The 21,757-nt window shown below is 74.7% G+C and carries 15 protein-coding genes and 1 pseudogene; 9 read left to right on the forward strand and 7 right to left on the reverse strand.

Annotated features, from left to right (window positions below):
• Nucleotides 1-688: 688 nt before the first annotated feature.
• Nucleotides 689-2,260 (reverse strand): 3-carboxy-cis,cis-muconate cycloisomerase, encoded by a 1,572-nt coding sequence (pcaB, locus tag ACIPTO_RS41525; RefSeq protein ID WP_401200770.1) that lies wholly within the window; start codon nt 2,258-2,260, stop codon nt 689-691.
• On the reverse strand, nt 2,257-4,311 hold the full coding sequence (locus ACIPTO_RS41530; protein WP_401200812.1) for an FAD/NAD(P)-binding protein: 2,055 nt from the start codon (nt 4,309-4,311) through the stop codon (nt 2,257-2,259). The genes pcaB and ACIPTO_RS41530 overlap by 4 nt, the downstream gene beginning before the upstream one ends.
• Before the next feature lie 599 nt (nt 4,312-4,910).
• Here ACIPTO_RS41530 and ACIPTO_RS41535 point away from each other — a divergent pair.
• The 6 genes from ACIPTO_RS41535 (at nt 4,911) to fni (ending at nt 10,917) form a co-directional block, all read left to right on the forward strand.
• Complete coding sequence (locus tag ACIPTO_RS41535; RefSeq protein ID WP_401200772.1) at nt 4,911-5,549, forward strand: hypothetical protein; 639 nt, start codon at nt 4,911-4,913, stop codon at nt 5,547-5,549.
• Nucleotides 5,546-5,731, forward strand: coding sequence for a hypothetical protein (locus tag ACIPTO_RS41540; protein WP_352113903.1), 186 nt, complete (start codon nt 5,546-5,548; stop codon nt 5,729-5,731). The genes ACIPTO_RS41535 and ACIPTO_RS41540 overlap by 4 nt, the downstream gene beginning before the upstream one ends.
• Before the next feature lie 780 nt (nt 5,732-6,511).
• Complete coding sequence (mvk, locus tag ACIPTO_RS41545; RefSeq protein WP_401200775.1) at nt 6,512-7,519, forward strand: mevalonate kinase; 1,008 nt, start codon at nt 6,512-6,514, stop codon at nt 7,517-7,519.
• Nucleotides 7,509-8,615: a diphosphomevalonate decarboxylase gene (mvaD, locus tag ACIPTO_RS41550; RefSeq protein ID WP_401200778.1), complete on the forward strand. Its 1,107-nt coding sequence runs from the start codon at nt 7,509-7,511 to the stop codon at nt 8,613-8,615. The genes mvk and mvaD overlap by 11 nt, the downstream gene beginning before the upstream one ends.
• The gene (locus ACIPTO_RS41555) at nt 8,612-9,829 is read left to right on the forward strand and encodes a phosphomevalonate kinase (protein WP_401200781.1); all 1,218 of its coding nucleotides are present in this window, start codon (nt 8,612-8,614) and stop codon (nt 9,827-9,829) included. The genes mvaD and ACIPTO_RS41555 overlap by 4 nt, the downstream gene beginning before the upstream one ends.
• Nucleotides 9,826-10,917, forward strand: coding sequence for a type 2 isopentenyl-diphosphate Delta-isomerase (fni, locus tag ACIPTO_RS41560; protein ID WP_366326037.1), 1,092 nt, complete (start codon nt 9,826-9,828; stop codon nt 10,915-10,917). The genes ACIPTO_RS41555 and fni overlap by 4 nt, the downstream gene beginning before the upstream one ends.
• 31 nt (nt 10,918-10,948) lie before the next feature.
• On the opposite strand, the pseudogene ACIPTO_RS41565 reads toward fni, so the two are convergent.
• Nucleotides 10,949-12,166, reverse strand: a pseudogene (locus ACIPTO_RS41565) (RNA-guided endonuclease InsQ/TnpB family protein).
• A 125-nt stretch (nt 12,167-12,291) separates the two neighbouring features.
• Between ACIPTO_RS41565 and ACIPTO_RS41570 the strand changes: the two are divergent.
• The 3 genes from ACIPTO_RS41570 to ACIPTO_RS41580 all read left to right on the forward strand — a co-directional run bounded on the left by ACIPTO_RS41570 (nt 12,292) and on the right by ACIPTO_RS41580 (nt 15,721).
• Nucleotides 12,292-13,353: a hydroxymethylglutaryl-CoA reductase gene (locus ACIPTO_RS41570; RefSeq protein WP_401200784.1), complete on the forward strand. Its 1,062-nt coding sequence runs from the start codon at nt 12,292-12,294 to the stop codon at nt 13,351-13,353.
• A gap of 2 nt (nt 13,354-13,355) precedes the next feature.
• Nucleotides 13,356-14,525 carry a hydroxymethylglutaryl-CoA synthase gene (locus ACIPTO_RS41575; RefSeq protein ID WP_401200787.1) on the forward strand — a complete coding sequence of 390 codons (1,170 nt, stop codon included), beginning with the start codon at nt 13,356-13,358 and terminating at the stop codon, nt 14,523-14,525.
• A 182-nt stretch (nt 14,526-14,707) separates the two neighbouring features.
• Entirely contained in the window at nt 14,708-15,721 is a 1,014-nt protein-coding gene (locus tag ACIPTO_RS41580) for a ketoacyl-ACP synthase III (RefSeq protein WP_366326045.1), read from the forward strand.
• An 83-nt stretch (nt 15,722-15,804) separates the two neighbouring features.
• Here the strand turns inward: ACIPTO_RS41580 and ACIPTO_RS41585 are convergent, their stop codons facing one another.
• The 4 genes from ACIPTO_RS41585 to ACIPTO_RS41600 form a co-directional block, all read right to left on the reverse strand.
• The gene (locus ACIPTO_RS41585) at nt 15,805-16,083 is read right to left on the reverse strand and encodes a DUF6059 family protein (protein WP_401200789.1); all 279 of its coding nucleotides are present in this window, start codon (nt 16,081-16,083) and stop codon (nt 15,805-15,807) included.
• Nucleotides 16,084-16,185: 102 nt separating this feature from the next.
• Entirely contained in the window at nt 16,186-16,362 is a 177-nt protein-coding gene (locus ACIPTO_RS41590) for a hypothetical protein (protein ID WP_366326049.1), read from the reverse strand.
• 71 nt (nt 16,363-16,433) lie between these two features.
• A complete protein-coding gene (gene metK, locus ACIPTO_RS41595; protein WP_401200792.1) occupies nt 16,434-17,654 on the reverse strand; it encodes a methionine adenosyltransferase in 1,221 nt (406 codons plus the stop codon).
• Nucleotides 17,655-17,806: 152 nt separating this feature from the next.
• Nucleotides 17,807-21,589 (reverse strand): condensation domain-containing protein, encoded by a 3,783-nt coding sequence (locus ACIPTO_RS41600; protein WP_401200795.1) that lies wholly within the window; start codon nt 21,587-21,589, stop codon nt 17,807-17,809.
• Between the last annotated feature and the right edge of the window lie 168 nt (nt 21,590-21,757).

Below are 21,757 nucleotides of genomic sequence, written 5' to 3' on the forward strand. Positions count from 1 at the left end.
GCCTTCATCATGCGGCGCCCCAACGCCCCCGAACGGCCCCTTCGACCCGTCGCGGACCACCCCTCCAGCGCCGTTCGAGTCCCCCTCCACCGAGCCTCCGGCGAGATTCGAGCGGGACTCCAGCGGGGCTCCGGTGAGAGGGGCGTGAGCTGGGCGGGGACGGGGTGAGGGGGTGCCTTTTCCGGGGTGGGCGGGGGTGTTCCGGCCAAAAGGGGACGATCTTGTTCCGGGGAGCGGAGCCGGGGACCGGAGCCGGGGAATCCGGGGCGGACCGGGGGCACTTGGACACCGGCTCGGGAGCAGCCGGGGCGATCCGGCGAGGGCCCGGGAGTTGGCCAGGCGAGTGCCGGAGAGCTGGTCCTGTGGGCGCCCGGGGCGCCCGGACAGGCGGCGGGTGAGGGGTCGTCAGACACCGGCTGACGGGCGGCGCTGCCGCTGCGCCCGCGCCGGGGGCCGGAGCCGCCCGGTCCGGCGGCGGGTGGGGCATCGCCAGCCGCCGGGCCTGACGGACAACAGGGCCGCCGTCGTGCCCGTACCACCGGGGCCGGGCCCGAAGTCGCCCGGCCCTGGGGGCAGGTGAGGAGTCGTCAGGACCGGGCCCGGCGGACGCGCGCCGCCGCACCCCGGTCCGGAGCCGTGGCCGGGACCGTGGCCAGCGGCGTGGGCCGTGCCGTCGCCACGGCCGGGATCAGGACCTGCGCCACGGTCCGGGCACGGGCCGGGGCCGTCGGCCGGTGCGGCCGGGGACGGAATCGGGGCCCGGGCCGGGTCCGTGGTCGGCACCGGTATCGACGCCGGTTTCCGTGCCGGTGGTGTGGGCCGCAGGGGGTGGTGCGGCGAGGGACCGGTCCACCAGGGCCGGGGCCGCGCCGGTGTAGGCGGCCGGGGTCAGGAGGGAGGCCGCTTCCTCCTTGGTGAGGATGCCGGCGAGTTCGGGCAGGCCGGCCAGGGTGTCGGAGAGGGGCAGGCCGGTGCGGGTGGCCAGGAGGGAGGCGCGGGTGAGGAGTTCCCTGGCCGCGGTGCGGCCCAGGCGGGGGGTCAGGACGGCGGAGAGGCGTTCGGAGACGAGCTGTCCGCCGGTGGCCTCCAGGTTGGCGCGCATCCGGTCGGGGCGGACGGTGAGACCGCGGGCGAGTTCGACGGCCGTGTGCGCGGCGCCGCCGGTCAGCCGCAGGCACTCGCGCAGCGGCTGCCACTCCGCGTGCCACACCCCGGCCGAGCGTTCGTCCTCGGCCACCAGACACTGCGTCAGCACTCCCGCCTGCGCGGGCACCTGGAGCGCGGCCGAGCGGATCAGGGTGGCCAGCACGGGGTTGCGTTTGTGGGGCATCGCCGAGGACGCCCCCCGCCCCGCCACCGCCGGCTCCGCGACCTCGCCGATCTCGGTGCGGGCCAGCACCAGCACGTCCGCAGCGATCTTCCCCAGCGCCCCGGCCGCATGGGCGAGGCCTGCGGCGAGGTCGGCGACGGGGGTGCGCAGCGCGTGCCAGGGCAGCACCGGCGCGGCCAGGCCCGTCTCCCGGGCGAACGCCTCCGTCAGTTCCTCGGACAGGGCTGCCGGGTCGGTGGTGGGGCCGGCGTACTGGAGGTAGCCGGCCAGGGTGCCGGCCGCGCCGCCGAGCGCCACCGGCAGGCCGCCCGAGGCCAGGCGGTCGAGGCGGTCGGCGGCGTCCAGGACCAGCTGGCGCCAGCCGGCCGCCTTGAGGCCGAAGGTGGTGGGCACGGCGTGCAGGGCCAGGGTGCGGCCCGCCATCACCGTGTCCCGGTGTTCGGCCGCCAGCACCGCGAGCGCCTCGGCCACCGACCGCAGGTCCGCCACGATCAGGCGCAGCGCGCGGGCGGCGACCAGCATCGCGCCGGTGTCCAGGACGTCCTGGCTGGTGGAGCCGCGGTGCACGTACTCGGCGGCGTCCGGGCTGTCCGCCGCGACCCGTGCGGTCAGTGCCGCGACCAGGCCCACCACCGGGTTCGCGGTCTCCCGCGCGGCCAGGGCCAGTTCGCGTACGTCGAAGAACTCCGCGCGGGCCGCGGCGGTGACGGCCGCCGCCGCCGAGGCGGGCACCGTGCCCAGCCGGGCCTGCGCCCGGGCCAGGGCCGCCTCCGCGTCCAGCATCGCCTGCAGCCAGGCGACATCGCCGACGGCCGCCTCGACGGGGGTGCCCGCCCGCACCGGGGACAGCAGCCCCGCGTCCAGATGCGCGGACAGTTCCGCACGCTGCGGGGCGGGCGGGGTCGGCGGGGTGGGGTCGGGGGAGGTCATGCTCGCGCCTTCACGCTCGGGGCCACAGCCGCGGCCGGGGCCGCAACGGTGGCCGGGGGCAGGGGGGCCGACGCGGGACGCGCCGGCCGGCGGGCGGTGGGTGTGCCGTGGGCCTGGGGTACGGCCAGGACCGCGGCGGCGATGGCGTCGGAGTCCTCCAGGGTGACGGAGCCGACGCCGGGCCGGATGCCCGCGGCGGTCACCCAGTGCACGGACTCGGTGGGCACCCCGTAGGCGAAGCGCCGCGGATGGGGCACCCCGTGCGCGTCGATCAGACGGTAGGGGCGCTCGGTGACCGCCAGTCCCCCGGTCTCGTAGCCCTCGCCGTCCTCGCTCCCGTCGTGGGCGGGGATGCGGTAGGGGCGGCACTGGCCGGTGCGCAGCAGCTGGCTCATCAGCGGGTCGGCGGTGCGCCGCAGGTCGGTGCCGGGCAGGCGGGCCTCGATCAGGACGGTGGCCCGGATCCGTACGCCCGGGATCGTCTCGGAGGTGGCCAGGAAGCACGGGCCCGCGGGGTCGTGCTCCTGCGCGCCGACGCGCAGGCCGGGGCCGGTCACCTCCAGGATCCCGGCGTCGATGAGCGCGGCCATCTCCTCGATGCGGGAGGCGGGCGGGCCGATGGAGAGGTAGGCGTTGAGCGGGGTGTACCAGCGTTCCAGGTCGTCGCGGTGGGAGGCGGCGCTCAGGCCGGCGTGGTCGACGGCGAGGCGGACCTCGTTGCGCAGGTCGCGCAGGACGTCCAGGGCCGCCTTGACCGGCCCGCTGACGTTGCCCTGCCGGGCCAGGCGGAGGTCCTCGTCGAGGTGGCCGCGCAGCCAGGTCCGGAAGGCGGCCAGGTCGGGGAAGGCGCGGCTGCCGTAGGGGCGGGCGATGCGTTCCCAGTCCCAGCGCTCGGCGCCGGTGATGCCGGCCTGCTCCAGCAGGCGGTCCTCGGCTTCGCCGGGCTCGGCGTGCAGGTAGCGCTCGGTGAACTCCTCGGCCGCGGCGGCCGGCCGGCCGCGGCGGGCCAGCAGCGCCGCGTAGTAGACGGCGCACACCTCCTTGGAGATCAGCGGCCACAGGTCGGCGGCGAAGTCGACGGCCGTGCTGTGCCGGTCGGCGGCCCGCAGCTGCGCGACGTACTCGGCCGTCAGCAGCCGGGGCCGGTGGCGGCCGTGGGCGCCCTTCTCGTTCTCGCCGCGCGCCTGGTAGGGCACTCCGCGCCGCGACCCGGCGTACAGACGCGGCTCGCGGCCCGAGGGCCGGTAGACCAGACGCCCGCCGGTGCGGGTGAAGACGCCGCCGCGTCCGCGGGTGAACAGCGCCATGTGGTCGAAGAAGTTCAGGCCCAGCCCGCGCAGCAGCACGCTCTCGCCCGGTCCTACGGCGGAGAGGTCCACGTCGGCCGGGTTGGCGGGCGGCACGTACGTCAGGCCGTGCCGGGCCGCGAAGGCGGCCAGCCGGCGCTCGGTGCGCGCGGGCCGGACGGGGACGTGGCCCTGCGCCAGGACGACCGCCGACAGTCCCTCCAGCCGGGTGCCGTCCTCCAGCACCACGCTCTGGCGGCCCGCCCGGACACCGTCGGCGTCCGTGAGGGCGACGGCGCGCAGCGCGTGGGTGCGCACCCGGACGTGGGCGGCGGCATTCGCGATGACGCGGCCGAACGCCCAGGTGAGATAGGAGCCGTAGAGGGCGCGGGTGGGATACGTGTCGGGGCCCAGGGCGTGTGCCTCGGCGAGGACCTCCGCGCCGAAGCCGGCGGCGGGGTCGAAGGCGCCCTCCAGGGTTCCCGACTCCAGGGCGCGCGCCCACTCGTACAGGCTCGGGCCTTCCTCCAGCGGGCCGTCGATGCGGACGCTGGCATCGGTGTAGACCGTCACCTGCGAGGCGACGGTGTTCATCAGCAGCTGCCGCGACTGGGTGGGGCGCCACACCTGCCCCGATCCCGGCGGGCCGGGATCGACGACGTGCACGGTCACGGTGTCCCAGCGGGGCGACTTCCGTTCCTGCGCGCACAGCCGTTCCAGCACGGAGAGGCCCCGGGGGCCGGCACCGACCAGGCACACCTCCAGATGGGCCGCGGCCGCGTCACCGGGCGGCGGCGCGGCGGTACGGGGACCGGGGTCCCCGGGGGGAAACACCCCGCCCGGGGGAAACCGATCGGCCGTCGTGACGAGCGGCCCTGCGAGGAGTCCGGCGTCTACTGCGCGTTCGCCTGCGTGCGTACCGTCCACAGTTCCTCCCTTCCTGCCGCCACCGTCGGCGCAGGCGCTCGACCAGGGCTCGGCTCCGGGTGGAAAAGACCTCGAGAAAACCGGCACGCTATTTCACCGGCGTGTTCCCGAACGGGGCTGTATCGGGACTCGAGTCGCCGGGCGGGTAATGGAAGGACCCCCGCGGACGAAAACCCCGCCGGGTCAACCGCCGTGACCGGCACGGCACATACGGCCACCCGCACAAGACATGCACACAAAAGACACGTGCACGAAATGAACACGTAAACAATGCGCACGCGTAAACGGCCCACACGTCAACGGATTCACATGTTCATGAATTCACGGATTCACGGATTCGAAGATTCGAAGATTCGCGGGATGGATGCACGGGACACCAGACAGCACAGTCGTGGACAGCGGTTGCGAGGCCCCAGACGCCTCGTGAAGGAGTTTCGATGAATTCCCAGTCATGCCCCAGGAGTCACCCCCAGGAAAGCGTCGCCGCCGCCGGGTCCGTCCTCTGCGCCCCGTGCGTGCGAAGGGCGGCGCAGCATCTGCGGGTGCTTCCCGCGCTGCACCAGGAATGCCTGCACCAGGCCTCCCCCACGGGCCGGCGCACGAATCCCACCAAGGTCTCCGGCAGCCGCAGGCGGGACCACCTCGACATCGCCGTGCTCGACGCCCGGCACAACATCCTGACCATTCTCGAGTCGTGGTCGTCGCTGGTCGCGGAGAAGCGCGGGACCACCACGCCGGCGCGCAGCGTCCCCTCGCTGGCACGGTTCTTGATCCGGCACCTGGAGTGGCTCGCCGGCCAGCCCCCGGCGGACGACTTCGCCGACGAGATCGAACGCCTCGTCGGCGAGCTGCGCCAGACCATCGACCCCGACCCGCACCCCCTGCACGCCCTCATCCGCGGCTGCGTCGTGGACGGCTGCCCGGGGACGATCAGCGCACTCCCGCAGCGCGGCACCGGTCCGGGAGCGGGTTCGGGGGGCAGCATCCGGTGCTCCTCGGGGCACGCGTGGGACGTGGGCGAGTGGCTGGGGCTGCGCAGCCTCATGGAACGGCAGCGGAAGGGCGTCAGCGCATGATCAAGCCACCCAGTCACCGGCTCGTCCCCACCAAGGTGGCCGCCCTGGCCGTGGGGGTCTCCGAGGCGACGATCCGCAAGTGGGTCAGCCGCGGGAAGATCACCCGCTACGGCGCCCCGCACCGCCGCTCCGAGTTCGACATCGAGGAACTCACCGAGATCGCCCTGCACCGGCGGCACTGACCGCACCCCGACTCCGGGCGGGCGGCTGCCGGTTGCTCCCCGGAGCGGGGCGCGACCAGAGCCCCCCTCCCCCCCCGATTCCCGCCACTCCCCCGCTCCCGCCCCAACTCCGGCCTCCGGCGCCGGGGTTCGCCAACTCCCGCCGCACCGCATTTTCCTGACGGTTCATCAACTCCTGTACTCCACAGACTCCCAGAGCCCGACCACGCCCGCCGCGACTGCCCTGGCAGCCGCGGCTGCGCCGGTTGCGCGGGCGGGTTCCCGCCCTTCGATGCGAGTGACCCACGTCACTTCCGCGCGGTGTTGGCGGGGGGCCTGACCCCGTGTCACTATTCCCCTACATCTCCCCTGCCCAAAAGCCGCCGCGAGGCCGCGCCACGGCAGGGGACGCGTGCCGCGCTCGCCCCTCTCATCGGGCGCGCGGCACTTTTTCTTTCCCGGGGCCCACCGGGTCCGCCGGTTTCATCGGGTCCGCCGGCTTCACCGGTTCGCCGGTCCGTGCCGCCAGTCGGCCGGTCCGTCCGCCGCTTCGCCGCTCCGGCCGCGTCCGGCGCATCCGTGCCATGCGTGAAGTGCCCTGCGGTGTACGGCGGTTGGCGCGGCGCGTGTTCACGGGGCCCTGGTCCTCCACGGCGGCCGTGCGGCCCCCGCTCCACCGGCCGGCATCCCCGGCGCCTCCGCGGTCTCCGTCATCCCGGGATCGCCGGCACATCCGGGATCTCCGACATCTCGTCGATCTGTGACATCTCCGTGCACGACAGACATAGGGAGCTGAGTGCGTTGACTCTACCGACCTCGGCGGAGGGGGTGCCGGACAGCCGCCGGACCCGCTCGGTCGGCATCGGCCGCGCCCACGCCAAGGCGATCCTGCTGGGCGAGCACGCGGTCGTCTACGGCGCCCCGGCGCTCGCCCTGCCGATCCCGCAGCTCAGTGTCACGGCCAGCGCGGGATGGTCCGCGCATCCCGGTGACGGGCAGGGCGACCTCTCCTACACGATGACCGGTTCGCCCTCGCGGGCGATGGTGACGCAGGCCTCCGACGGGCTGCGCCGGCTGGCCGCGGAGTTCCGGGCGCGGATGGGCGTGACCGGGCGGCCGTATCTGGACGTGATCCTCGACGGTGCGATCCCGCACGGCCGGGGGCTGGGCTCCAGCGCGGCCAGTTCGCGGGCGATCGCGTTCGCGCTGGCCGACCTCTTCGGCCGGGAGCTGGACGAGACCACGGCGTTCGAACTGGTGCAGACGGCCGAGAACATGGCGCACGGCAGGGCCAGCGGCGTCGACGCCATGACCGTCGGCGCGCTGCGCCCGCTGCTGTTCCGGGCGGGCCGCACCCGGGAGGTGCGGCTGGGCTGCGAGGGCCTGTTCATCGTCGCGGACAGCGGCGAGCCGGGCAGCACCCGGGAGGCGGTCGAGCTGCTGCGGGAGGGCTTCGAACGCCGGCCCGGGGCGCGGACGCGGTTCGTGGGGCGGGCCACGCAGCTGACCGAGGAGGCCCTGCTCGCGCTCGCCGAGGGCCGGCCCGGGGACCTGGGCCGGCGGATGACGGACTATCACGCGCTGCTGCGGGCGGCCCGGCTGAGCACCGGCCCCATCGAGCGGCTGGTGGCGGCCGCGCTGTCGGCGGGCAGCCTCGGCGCCAAGATCACCGGCGGTGGTCTGGGCGGCTGCATGATCGCGCTGGCCCCGCCGCAGCGGGCCCGTGAGGTCACCCGGCGTCTGCACGAGGCAGGCGCCGTACAGACGTGGCTCGTACCGCTGAAGGGGCTCGACAACCATGCGCCGTGAACACACACCGACCACCGCACCCGGCCTCACCCGGACCGTGCCCGGTCCGCGGGGCAGCGCACCGCGGCCGGCGGAGGACGGGTCTGCCGTTGTCACCGCCCTCGCGCATCCCAACATCGCGCTGGTCAAGTACTGGGGCAAGCGGGACGAGAAGCTGATCCTGCCCTGGACGGACAGCCTGTCGATGACGCTGGACGTCTTCCCCACCACCACCCGGGTGCGGCTGGACGCCGCGGCCGGCCGGGACGAGGTGACGCTCGACGGGGTGCCCGCGACGGGCGAGGCGGGGCGGCGGGTCCTCGCGTTCCTGGAGCTGGTGCGCGAGCGGGCCGGCTCCACGCGGCGGGCGGTGGTGGACAGCCGCAACACCGTGCCCACCGGGGCCGGGCTGGCGTCCTCGGCCAGCGGGTTCGCCGCGCTGGCCGTCGCCGCCGCGGCCGCCTACGGGCTGGAGCTGGACGCCACCGGGCTGTCCCGGCTGGCCCGGCGCGGTTCGGGGTCGGCCTCGCGGTCGGTGTTCGGCGGCTTCGCCGTCTGGCACGCCGGGCCGGCCGGTGCCACGGGCGCGGCGGCGGACGCGGGCTCCTACGCCGAGCCGGTGCCCGCGGCCGGCCTGGACCCGGCGCTGGTCGTCGCCGTCCTCGACGCGGGCCCCAAGTCCGTCTCCAGCCGGGAGGCGATGCGCCGCACCGTGGACACCTCGCCGCTGTACCGGCCCTGGGCCGCCTCCAGCGAGGCCGATCTGAGCGACATGCGGGCGGCGCTGGGGCGCGGTGACCTGGAGGCGGTGGGCGAGATCGCCGAGCGCAACGCGCTGGGGATGCACGCCACGATGCTCGCCGCGCGGCCCGCGGTGCGCTACCTCTCGCCGGCCACGGTCACCGTCCTGGACCGGGTGCTGGCGCTGCGGCGGGAGGGCGTCGCGGCCTACGCGACGATGGACGCCGGACCGAACGTGAAGGTGCTGTGCCGGCGTGCGGACGCGCGCCGGGTGGCCGCCGCCCTCGCCGAGACCGTGCCGGCGGCACAGGTGCTGGTGGCCGGCCCCGGGCCCGGTGCCCGGTTGCTGGACGAGACCGGCGGGGCCGTACGGTGACCGCCCCGGCAGCGGTGGACGCCGCGCGCACGGTGGTGCGCCGGGCGCCGGGCAAGCTGTTCGTGGCGGGCGAGTACGCGGTGGTGGAGGCCGGCAACCCGGCGATCCTGGTCGCGGTCGACCGCTACATCACCGTCACGGTCACCGGCGCACCCGACCGCCCCGACACCCCGGGCGGACCCGACACCCCGGACGGTTCCGGCGTACTCGGCCGCCCCCTCACCGCCCCCGACGTCGTCCTCTCCAGTGACCTCACCCCCCGCCCCACCGCCTGGCGCTGGCAGAAGGGCCGGCTGGTCTTCCACGGGCCCGGCGACGGCACGCGGGCCCGGGCCGGGCTCGCGCATGTCGTGGGCGCCGTGGAGACGGTGGCGGCGCTGCTGGCCGAACAGGGCCTGCGGGTACCGGCGTTGCGGGTCGCGGTGAGCAGCCGGCTGCACGAGGGGGGCCGGAAGTACGGGCTGGGATCCTCCGGCGCGGTGACCGTGGCCGCGGTGGACGCGGTGGCCGCGTTCTGCGGGACGGAGCTGTCGGCCGCCGAGCGCTACCGGCTGGCGATGCTGGCGTCCGCGCGGATCGACCCGAAGGGCTCGGGCGGTGATCTGGCCGCCAGCGCCTGGGGCGGCTGGATCCTCTACCGGGCCCCCGAGCGGGCCTTCGTCCTCGACCTGGCCCGGCGGGTCGGCGTCGCACGGACGCTGGCCGCGCCCTGGCCGGGCCACGAGGTGCGGCGGCTGCCCGCGCCGGCCGGGCTGCGGCTGGAGGTCGGCTGGACCGGGGAGCCCGTCTCCACCGCCTCCCAGGTCGCCGGCCTGGAGCGGCGCGGCGAACGCCCCGACACCACCGCGCGGCAGCGGTTCACGCAGGCCAGCAACCGGCTCGTGGAGGCGGCGGCCGGCGCACTGGAGCGCGGCGACGGCGGCGGCCTGCTGGCGCAGATCCGTACCGCGCGGACGGAGCTGGCGCGGCTGGACGAGGCGGTCGGGCTGGGCATCTTCACGCCCCGGCTGAGGCGGCTGTGCGAGGCGGCCGAGGCCGTCGGCGCCGCCGCCAAACCCTCGGGGGCGGGCGGCGGCGACTGCGGTATCGCCCTGCTGGACGCGGCCGCCTCCCGGCACATCTGTCAGGTACGGCGGCAGTGGACGGCGGCCGGGGTGCATCCCCTGCCCGTGCGCCCCGCCGCGCAACGGCCCGAAAGGACCCGGCAATCATGAGTGCTCAACGCAAGGACGACCACGTCCGGCTCGCCATCGAGCAGCAGGACACCCCCCGCGGACCCCACCCCTTCGACGAGGTGTCGTTCGTCCACCACGCCCTGGCCGGCCTGGACCGCGAGGACGTGTCCCTGGGCACCTCGTTCGCGGGCCTGTCCTGGCCGGTGCCGCTGTACGTCAACGCGATGACCGGCGGCAGCGCGCGCACCGGCGCCATCAACCGCGACCTGGCGATCGCCGCCCGCGAGACGGGCGTGCCGATCGCGTCGGGGTCGATGAACGCCTACTTCAAGGACCCCTCCTGCGCGGGCACGTTCAGTGTGCTGCGCGAGGAGAACCCGGACGGGTTCGTGCTGGCCAACGTCAACGCGACGGCGTCGGTGGACAACGTGTGGCGCGCGGTCGAGCTGCTGCGGGCCGACGCGCTGCAGATCCACGTCAACACCGCGCAGGAGACCGCGATGCCGGAGGGCGACCGCTCCTTCGGCGCCTGGCCGGGACAGATCGAGAAGATCGCGGCGGCCGTCGACATCCCGGTGATCGTCAAGGAGGTCGGCAACGGCCTGAGCCGGCAGACCGTCCAGCTGCTGGGCACGCTGGGGGTGGCCGCGGCCGACGTCAGCGGCCGCGGCGGCACCGACTTCGCCCGCATCGAGAACGGCCGCCGCCAGGAGGGCGAGTACGCCTTCCTGCACGGCTGGGGGCAGTCCGCGCCCGCCTGCCTGCTGGACGCCTGCGGCACCGGGCTGCCGCTGCTGGCCTCCGGCGGGGTGCGCGGCCCCCTGGACGCGGCCCGCGCGCTGGCGCTGGGCGCGGTCGCGGTCGGCGCGTCCGGGATCTTCCTGCGCACCCTGCTGGACGGCGGCGTGTCCGCCCTGACCGGGCAGCTGACCCGCTGGCTGGACCAGCTGGCCGCGCTGCAGACCATGCTCGGCGCGCCCACGCCGGCCGACCTCACCCGCTGCGACCTGCTGGTCCACGGCTCCCTGCGCGACTTCTGCGCCGACCGCGGCATCGAGACCGCCACCCTGGCCCGCCGCTCCACCTCCGGCGCGCCGAGCGCCCCGACGACGGGAAGCACCCGTTGACCTCGCCCCTTCTCCCGGAGGAGGGGGATTCTCACGGCTCGCGCCGTGGGGATTTCTGCTTCGCCGCCGGCCGCCCGCCCGGAGTTTTCCGTTGAGGTCTTGCACCGGCTCCACAGACAGATGCCGCCAGCCCGGCGGCCAGAAGGTTCTTCGCCGCGTTCACGTCCCGGTCGTGGGCCGTGCCGCAGCCGCACGTCCAGGTACGGACGTCGAGGGGCATCTTCTCCTGCACGCTGCCGCATGCGGAGCACCGCCTGGAGGAGGGCAACCACCGGTCCACGACGACCACTTCGCGGCCGTACCACCGGGCTTTGTATTCCAGCATCGTCCGCATCTCCCGCCATGCCGCGTCGCTGATCGCGCGGGCGAGAGCGCGGTTTTTGACCATGCTGCGCACGGACAGGTCCTCGATCACGAGCGTTTGGTTCTCACGCACGAGCCGAGTGGTGATCTTGTGCAGGGTGTCGTGGCGCCGGTCGGCGATCCGCGCATGGATCTTCGCCACCTTGATCCGGGCCCTGGCCCGGTTCGCCGACCCTTGCTCCTTCTTCGCCAGCCGTCGCTGCGCTCTGGCGAGGGCGGCCCTGTCCTGGCGTTCGTGTCTGGGATTGGGGATCTTCTCGCCGGTCGAGAGGGCCAGGAGGTGGTCCAGTCCGGCATCGATACCGACGGCCGCATCTACGGCCGGCAAGGGCCCGATCCCGGGGTCATCGCATCGAAGGGAGACGAACCAGCGCCCGGCCGCGTCCTGCGACACGGTCACGGTGGAGGGGCTCACGCCCTCGGGAAGCGGCCTGGACCACACGATGGCCAGCGGCTCGGCCATCTTCGCCAACCGCAGCCCGCCATCCCGGAACCGGAACGCGGACGTGGTGTACTCGGCGGATTTCCGGGACTTCTTCCGCGACTTGAAACGCGGGTGTCCGGCGCGCTTGCCGTAGAAGTCGGCGAACGCGGTCTGCAGGTGCCGCAGAGCCTGCTGGAGCGGAACCGAGGACACCTCGTTGAGCTACGCGAGTTCCCCGGTTTTCTTCCACGCCGTCAGCATCGCCGACGTCGCGTCGTAGTTCACCCGCTCCCCAGACGCCCACGCCTCTTTACGGGCTGCGAGGGCCAGGTTGTAGACCTTCCGCACGCACCCGAACGTCCGCGACAGCTCGGCAGCCTGCGCGGCAGTCGGATAGAAGCGGTACCTCAGCGCCCGCTTCACGTGGGTGGTCACCGCCCACACGCTACTGCACCAACTCATTTGAACATGCGGGCAGTTGGCGGTGAAAGACGATCCGCCCCGGTGTCGGGGCGTCCCTTTCGGCCTGCTGTGCAGGAGTCCTTTTCCGCTCCGCCCAAGGGCGGACTGTCCACGAAGGAGATCAGATGACCGACGCACACGCCATCGCCGGAGTCCCGATGCGCTGGGTGGGACCCCTGCGCATCTCCGGGAACGTCGCCCGCACCGAGACCTACATCCCGCTGGCCACCTACGAGTCGCCGCTGTGGCCCTCGGTGGGCCGCGGCGCGAAGGTGTCCATGCTCGCCGAGGAGGGCATCGTCGCCACCCTCGTGGACGAGCGGATGACCCGCTCCGTCCTGGTGGAGGCCACCGACGCGCAGACCGCCCTGGCCGCCGCCCGCACCGTCGAGGCGCGGATCGAGGAACTGCGGGAGGTGGTGCGCGGCTGCAGCCGCTACGCCCGCCTCCTGGAGGTGCGCCACGAGATCAACGCCAACCTGCTGTTCCTGCGTTTCGAGTTCTCCACCGGCGACGCCTCGGGCCACAACATGGCCACCCTGGCCTCCGACGCCCTGCTCGCCCACCTCCTGCAGACCGTGCCGGGGATCTCCTACGGCTCGATCTCGGGGAACTACTGCACCGACAAGAAGGCCAGCGCCGTCAACGGCATCCTGGGGCGCGGCAAGAACGTCGTCACCGAACTCCTCGTCCCCCGGGACGTGGTGCACGGTGTCCTGCACACCACCGCCGCGAAGATCGCCCAGCTGAACCTGCGCAAGAACCTGCTGGGCACCCTGCTGGCCGGCGGTGTCCGCTCCGCCAACGCCCACTACGCCAACATGCTGCTGGGCTTCTACCTCGCCACCGGCCAGGACGCGGCCAACATCGTCGAGGGCTCGCAGGGCGTGACGATGGCCGAGGACCGCGACGGCGACCTCTACTTCGCCTGCACCCTGCCCAACCTGATCGTCGGCACCGTCGGCAACGGCAAGGGCCTGGGCTTCGTGGAGACGAACCTGACCCGGCTGGGCTGCCGGGCCGACCGCCCGGCCGGCGACAACGCCCGCCGCCTGGCCGTCATCGCCGCCGCGAGCGTGCTGTGCGGGGAGCTGTCCCTGCTCGCCGCGCAGACCAACCCCGGCGAACTGATGCGCGCGCACGTCCAGCTGGAACGCGACCCCAAGACCGCAAAGGTTGGTGCCTGACCATGTCCCTGTCCATCGGAATCCACGACCTGTCCCTGGCCACCGGCGAGTTCGTGCTCCCGCACACCGCGCTCGCCGCCCACAACGGCAGCGACATCGGCAAATACCATGTCGGCATCGGCCAGGAGTCGATGAGCGTGACCGCCGCCGACGAGGACATCGTCACCCTCGCCGCCACCGCCGCCGCCCCCCTGATCGCCCGCCACGGCACCGACCGCATCCGCACCCTGGTGCTGGCCACCGAGTCCTCCATCGACCAGGCCAAGGCGGCCGGCATCTACGTCCACTCCCTGATCGGCCTGCCCTCCGCCACCCGCGTCGTCGAACTCAAGCAGGCCTGCTACGGCGCCACCGCCGCCCTGCAGTTCGCCGTCGGCCTGGTCCGCCGCGACCCCGCCCAGCAGGTCCTGGTCATCGCCAGCGACGTCTCCCGCTACGACCTCGACAGCCCCGGCGAGGCCACCCAGGGCGCCGCCGCCGTCGCCATGCTCGTCGGCGTCGACCCCGCGCTGGTGCGCATCGAGGACCCCTCCGGTCTGTACACGGCCGACGTCATGGACTTCTGGCGGCCCAACTACCGCGACACCGCCCTGGTCGACGGCCAGGAATCCGTCGGCGCCTACCTGCAGGCCGTCGAGGGCACCTGGAAGGACTACACCGAGCAGGGCGGGCGCACCCTGGAGGAGTTCGCCGCGTTCTGCTACCACCAGCCCTTCACCAAGATGGCCTACAAGGCCCACCGCCACCTCCTCAACTACTGCGGGCGCGACACCGACCCGGACACCGTCACCGCCGCCCTGGGCCAGACCACCGCCTACAACCGGGTCATCGGCAACAGCTACACCGCCTCCGTCTACCTCGCCCTGGCCGCCCTCCTGGACCAGGCCGACGACCTCACCGGCAAAAGCGTCGGCTTCCTCAGCTACGGCTCCGGCTCGGTCGCCGAGTTCTTCGCCGGCACCGTCGTCGCCGGCTACCGCGACCACCTGCGCACCGACGCCCACCGCGAGGCCATCACCCGGCGCACCGAGGTCGACTACGCCGCCTACCGCGCCCTGCACGAACACCGCCTGCCCGCCGACGGCGGCGACCACGCCACCCCCGCCCAGACCACCGGCCCCTACCGGCTGGCCGGCATCAGCGGCCACAAGCGCCTCTACACCACCCGCTGAACCCCGTACCCGGTGGCGTGCCCCTGCCCGCACCCCCGCGAGACCCCCGCGAAACCCCGTGAGGGGCGTGAGGGACGTGAGGGGGGCGCGGGCAGGGGCACGCCACCGGTGCACCGCTCCACCCGCTGCATTCATGCAGCGACTTCATTCATCCACGCACCATGCGAAGGGAGAGCAGCCGCATGGACGACGCGACGATCCTCGGTACGGGCAGCCCGATCAGGGACGTCAGGATCCTCGGCACCGGCGCCTACGTGCCCGAGCGGATCGTCTCCAACGACGAGGCCGGCGCGCCCGCCGGGGTCGACGACGCCTGGATCACCCGCAAGACCGCGATCCGCGAACGCCGCTGGGCCGCCCCCGGCCAGGCCACCTCCGACCTGGCCACCGCCGCCGCCCGGGCCGCCCTGCGCGCCGCCGGCATCACCGCCGAGCAGCTGTCCGTCATCGCGGTCGCCACCTCCACCCCCGACCACCCCCAGCCGCCGACCGCCGCCTACGTCCAGCACAACCTCGGCGCCTCGGGCACCGCCGCCTTCGACGTCAACGCCGTCTGCTCGGGCACCGTGTTCGCGCTCTCCGCCGTCGGCAGCGTCATCCTGCGCCGCGGCGGCCACGCCCTGGTCATCGGCGCCGACGTCTACTCACGCATCCTGGACCCCGCCGACCGCAGGACCGTCGTCCTGTTCGGCGACGGCGCCGGCGCGATGGTGCTGGGCACCGCCGAGCACGGGCACACCGTCCGCCATGTAGCCCTGCACACCTTCGGCGAACTCACCGGCCTCATCCAGGTCCCCGCCGGCGGCAGCCGCCGCCCCCTGGACGCGGCCGGACTGGACGCCGGACTGCAGTACTTCGCGATGGAGGGCCGCGCCGTGCGCAACTTCGTCGTCGAGGAACTCCCCCAGCTGACCAAGGCGTTCCTCCACGAGGCCGGCGTGGAGCCCGCCGACATCCACCACGTGATCCCCCACCAGGCCAACGGCGTCATGCTCGACGACGTCTTCACCCACCTCGGCCTCCCCCACGCCCGCATGCACCGCACCGTGACCCACTACGGCAACACCGGCGCCGCCTCCATCCCCATCACCCTGGACGCCGCCGACCGCGCCGGCGAGATCAGCCCCGGCGAACTCGTCCTGCTCGCCGGGTTCGGCGGCGGCATGGCCGCCAGCTTCGCCCTCGTCGAGTGGTGACCACACACCCTCAGAAGACAACAGACAAAAAAGGGGGGAGGGAACGGCCGTCGGCCGTTCCCTCCCCCCCCTTTTTTTGTCTGTCAGGTGCGGGTGTCGGGGGCGCGGTGTCCGGCGTAGCCCGCGGGCCACAGCTGGCGCAGGATCCGTACCTCCTGCTCGGACAGTTCGACGTCCTCACGCAGCCGCTCGGGATGGGCCGGCGGCGGCCCGCCGGGCCGCTGAGCAGCCCGGCGCCCGTGCGCGCCGGGCTGCTGGGCGATCGGCTCGTAGGAGGCGCCGAAGGCCACCAGCGACAGCCACAGCCGTCGTACGACATAGTCCGCCAGCGCCCGCCGGCCGCCCCGCAGTACCCGTCCCATGCCCGCCTCCCATGCTGTCGGCCGTCTCCTCCTCAAGCAGGCTGCCAAGAGCGGCTCGGGGATGACTTGAGAACGGCAGGGGCGTGGTTGCGGCGGCCGGTGTCAGTCGATACCGCGCACCACGTGCGGCTCCCCCCACTCCTCCTCGTCGATGCCCGCCAGCAGCAGCGGCGGCGTACCGGACAGGGACAAGGGCAGGGTCAGGGGGGTGTCCGCCGCGTCCTGGGACAGCCCGCCGCCCGCCTCGCCGATCCCGGCGATCTCGGTGGTGTCGTACATCGCGTCCTCCTCTGCTCGGTGCTGGTCGGGAGCGGATGGCGCTCCGGTGTGCGGGCAACGGCCGGCCGGGTTCAGAGGCCGGCGGCGGCCCGCAGCTGCCGGACGCGGTCGGTGCGCTCCCACGTGAAGTCGGGGATCTCACGGCCGAAGTGGCCGTAGGCCGCGGTCTGCGCGTAGATCGGCCGCAGCAGGTCGAGGTCGCGGATGATGGCGGCCGGGCGGAGGTCGAAGACCTCGTCGATGGCCTTCTCGATCCGCTCGGTGTCGACCGTGGCCGTGCCGAACGTCTCGACGAACAGGCCCACCGGCTCGGCCTTGCCGATCGCGTACGCGACCTGCACCTCGCAGCGTGAGGCGAGACCTGCGGCGACGACGTTCTTGGCGACCCAGCGCATCGCGTACGCCGCCGAACGGTCCACCTTCGAGGGGTCCTTGCCCGAGAACGCGCCGCCGCCGTGGCGGGCCATCCCGCCGTACGTGTCGATGATGATCTTCCGGCCGGTCAGGCCCGCGTCGCCCATCGGCCCGCCGATCTCGAACCGCCCGGTCGGGTTCACAAGCAGCCGGTAGCCGTCGGTGTCGAGCTTGATGCCCTCCTCGACCAGCGCCTTCAGCTCGGCCTCCACCACGAACTCGCGGATGTCGGGGGCCAGCAGCGACTCCAGGTCGATGTCGGAGGCGTGCTGCGAGGACACGACGACCGTGTCGAGACGGACGGCCTTGTCGCCGTCGTACTCGATGGTCACCTGGGTCTTGCCGTCCGGGCGCAGGTAGGGGATCGTCCCGTTCTTGCGGACCTCGGACAGCCGCTTCGACAGACGGTGCGCCAGGAAGATCGGCAGCGGCATCAGGGTGGGTGTCTCGTCGGTCGCGTAGCCGAACATCAGGCCCTGGTCGCCCGCACCCTGCTTGTCGAGCTCGTCCTCCGCGTCCGCGGCGGCGCCCTCGACCCGCTTCTCGTACGCGGTGTCGACACCCTGCGCGATGTCCGGGGACTGCGCGCCGATCGACACCGACACCCCGCAGGAGGCGCCGTCGAAGCCCTTCTTCGAGGAGTCGTAGCCGATCTCCAGGACGGCCTCGCGGACCAGCTGGGCGATGGGGGCGTAGGCGCGGGTGGTGACCTCGCCGGCGATGTGGACCTGGCCGGTGGTGATGAGGGTCTCGACCGCGACGCGGGAGGAGGGGTCCTGGCGCAGCAGGGCGTCCAGGACCGTGTCGCTGATCCGGTCGGCGATCTTGTCGGGATGTCCTTCGGTCACGGACTCCGAGGTGAACAGGCGACGGGACATGACTCTCCAGGGGGTTGCGGCCCGGACGCGGACGGCGCCGGCGACCGGGCCGGATCGCCCGCGCCGTCGTCATCGTCACGGTGCACGGGCGCGGACGAGGCGGGGTCGAAGCGGGGCGGAAGAGGGGTGGAGCCGGAAACGGTCAGGGGCGGTCAGGGGGCGGGGGGTGGGGCGGTGGCGTCCTGGAGGGCCCGGGCCAAAAGGCGGGCGCGTTCGTGTGCGCCGGGTGGGGCGGGGGTCAGGACGACCCGGGGCGGCCGGCGCCCGCCGCCGGTGGTGGTGAGGCGGTGGGCGAGGTCGCAGGCGGCGGCCCCGGCACCGGAGAACCCGGCGAGCAGCAGCGGCCGGCCGGCGGCGCGGGCGGCCAGTGCGGCGGCGCCGGTGTCCGTGACCCCGCTGCCGGTGCCGGTGAGGAGGAGGAGTTCCTGGGGGCCCGGGTAGGCGGGGGGCAGCTGGTCGTAGCAGGTGGGCGGGGCACCGGGGGGCACCAGGAGGCAGATCGTGCCCGCGTGTGCGTGGCGGGCCGCGCGCAGGAGGGTCAGCGGGCCGCCCGGCCCGCAGGGTCCGGCGGCTGCAGGGCCGGGGGCGGCGGGGGTGTCGTCGGCCATGGAGGGCACGGCGCGGCCCTCCAGGAGTGCGAGGGCCTGGGCGACGGTGGTGGACTCGTCCGCGGTCAGGGGGAGTTCACGCAGCAGCAGGGCGCTCTGTACGAGGAGTTCGGCGGCGGCGTCCTCGTCGAGGAGGGCGCGGTCGTGGACGCCGGTGAGGACGAGACCGCCGGTGTCGTCGTGGTGGGCGAGCAGGGCCAGGGGCAGGGCGGAGCGGGCGGGCACGGTGCCGGGGAACTCGGCGCGGATGCCGTGGGCGGCCAGTTCGCCCTCCAGGCCGTGCACCGGGTGCGGCGGGTCCTCGAAGACCAGGACGGTCTCGGCACGGCCGGCCTGCGGCCCCGCCCCGGCGGACGGCACACCGGTGGGAGACGCCTCGGTGGAGGGCATGTCGGTGGCGGGCATGTCGGTGGGGAGCCATTCGCAGGCGGCCATGTCCAGGGCCCGGTCGCGCAGGTGGCGCAGGAGACGGGGCAGGGTGTGGGCGGGGTCGACGTCCAGGGACATCGGCAGCAGGTTGCGCAGCGGGCCCGGCAGCCAGGCCGCGCCGTCCAGTGCGATGCCGCGGCCCGGGACGGTCACCGCGAAGCACACCGGGGCCGCTCCGGTGGCGCCGGACGCGCGGTAGATCAGCAGCGCCCAGACGGCCTGCAGCACGCTGCTCTCCGCCGTGCCCCAGGTGCCGGCCCAGCGGGCGAGACGCACGGTCTCCGCCGCGTCCAGGCGCAGCCGCGCCCGGCCGACACCGCTGCCGCCGCCGGCGGCGTCCCGGCTGCCGGGGCGGGAGGCCGCGGCGGTGACGGCGGGGGGTGTCAGGCGCGCCCACAGGGCGCGGGCGGGGCGCGGGTCCTGGGCGGCGATCCAGGCGGTGTAGTCGCGCAGGTCGGGGCGGCGCTGTCCGCCGGGCAGGGTGCCGCCGGCGAGGTAGGCGCGGTAGAAGGTGCGCAGCAGGAGGTGCGCGGACCAGGTGTCCAGCAGGGCCCGGTGGTAGGTGAGCACGATGCGGGTGGAGGTGCCGGGGCCGGCCGGCGGGGCCTGTTCGGGCTCCAGCAGGGTCAGGCGCAGCGCGCCGGGGCGGCGCAGGTCGAAGCCGCGCAGCCGGTCGTGCTCCAGGAAGAGGGCCCGGTCCGCGCCGGAGGGGACACGGCGGGTGATGTCCGGGGTGACGTGGCCGTGCACGATCAGCCGCGGCGGGATCGTCCCGGTGAACGCCGTACGCAGCACCGCCTCCCGGTCGAACACCGACTGCCATGCCGCGCCGAACCGCCCCGCGTCCAGCGGCCCGTGCCACACCCACACCACCTGCTCCACATGCCGCCCGGTACCCGGCTCCCCGTCGCCCCCGGCATACAGGGCCGCCTGCTGCGCGGTGGGCGCGAACACGCCCGGGATGGGGGCGGTGGCGCAGTCGGCGAGCTCGTCCAGGACGTCCTGGAGCAGGGCGGTGAGAGCGGTGAGGTCGGTGAGGGCGGGAGGCGCGGTCGCCGGGGACCCGGTGGGGCCGGCGGGCGGCGGGGAGGGGGCGGTGGGCGCCGGGGGGCTGGTGGCGTCGTCGGATGCTGAGGGGGCGGCGGGGCCGGTGGTCTCCGGGGTGCCGGGTGGCCGGTCGAGGGTGAAGTGCAGTCGGCCGGCGGTGATCCGGGCGTGTGCCTGGAGGTGGTGGGTGCGGGGCTGCGGCAGGCCGGGGACGGGGTGGGCCGGGGCGGGTGGTGCGTCGTGCGGGGCGTGCAGGATCAGGCAGGCGGGGGCGGGGGGCAGTGCGCGCAGGGTGGCGCGCAGCAGCGGGTCGGGGCTGAACTCGCGGCAGGCCCCGAAGCCGGCGCCGCCCGCGGCCCGTCCGGCGCCCGCGGCCAGGAAGCCTGCCGCGGCGGCGAGCCGGCCCAGGGCGTCGGGGCCGGGATCCAGGGTGAGCTGGACCGGGTGCACGTCGGTGAGCCGGCCGGCGTGGCGGCGCAGGCCCGGGTGGGCGGTGCGGGGATCGCTGCGGACGTCGAACCCGACCTCGTCGGTGTGCTGCCAACGGGCCAGCGCCAGCGCGAACACACCGGTCAGCACCTGCTCCGCGGTGAGCGCGAGCCGCTGGGCCAGATGCCGGGTGATCCGCTCGGTCCGCTCCTCGTCCAGCGTGAAACCGGCGCGGTGTAGCGGGGCCGGGGCGGCAGGCAGCGGGGTTTCCGGGGCCGGCAGCAAGGCGGCACTGTCCGGCCTGCTGTCGGTGGCGACGTACGGGACAGCGCCCGGGGTGGCGGTGCCGGGGGCCGGCGGCGGGACGGTGCCGGGGGGCGCGGCGGTGCCGGCCGTCCCGCCCGGCCGGGGCGTCCCGGCGACGGTGCGGAAAGCGGAGCGGGACCTGCGCTCGGCGACCAGGCTCCAGTGCCGGGCCTCGGCGGGATCGCGGGCCACCTCGCGCAGGCCCGCGACCCAGTCGGCCAGGCCGTCGCCCGCACGCCGCCCCGGTACCGGGGCGGACGCCGTGGCCGGGGCCGGAGACGGGTGCGTGGCCGGGGAGGAGCCCGCGGCCGGTGTCGGACCGCCCGGTGCGGCCGGGCTGAGGGCTGTGGTCAGGTCGGTGAGGAGGATGTCGCGGGTGGTGGGGTCGGTGGTGAGGGGGTGGGTGAGCAGGGTGAGCCGGTCGGGGCGGTCGGGGCGGCGGTCGCGGGCGAGGAGGGCGCGCAGGTGGATGCCGGCGGGCGGGTCGAGGGTGCGGTACAGGGCGGTGACCGCCGCGGTGTAGCCGGGCTCGTCGGTGAACTCCCCTTCCGTCAGCAGGTCCTGGCCGTCGGGACCGGGCGGGCCGGTCAGGTGGCCGGCCTCCGCGTCGAGGCGGTGGCGCAGCTGCGGGTGGACGGCCAGGACGGTGCGCAGGGCACGGCGGACCGTTTCCGCGTCCGTTCCGGCGGGGGTCTCGAGGAAGAACGCCTCACAGCCGTAGCCATGGCTGTCGCCGTGAGGGCGGGTGCCGTCCGGGGTGAGCAGTGCGCGCTGCGCGGGGGTGAGCGGGTGGACGCTCGCCGTGGTGGTGAGGAGGTCGGCGATGCGGCCCGCCACGGCGGCGGCCGGGGTGTCCCCCTCCGCCGTGCACCGCAGGGTGTGGTGGCCGGGGCCGTGCCGCAGCAGCCGGTGCCCGCCCGCGGCGGCCGGATCTGGTCCCTCACCGGCGGGGCGGTGCAGGAGACGGCGCAGTGCGGCGGTGTCGAGCGGGCCGCGCAGTTCGAGGTCCCACGGCACGGTACGGGCGCCGGAACCGGCACCAGGACCGGGGGCCGGGTCGGGGGCGGGGCCCAGGACCAGCACGGTCGGCGCGTACGGGAAACGGTCGGCAGTCATGGTGTGGTCCGGGGGTGTGCGGGCCGGTGCGGGAGCCGGATCCCCTCTGTCTCCTCTCGGCGCGCGCGGAAGGGATCTGCGGGACTCCTCCCGGCCTGCCGCTCCCCCGCCGCACACGGGCCCGGCAGGACGCCGGCCTCGCAGGCGGGCACGGCCCGGACGGCACCG

This window comes from Streptomyces sp. NPDC090083 (assembly GCF_044747445.1).
Classification (GTDB): domain Bacteria; phylum Actinomycetota; class Actinomycetes; order Streptomycetales; family Streptomycetaceae; genus Streptomyces.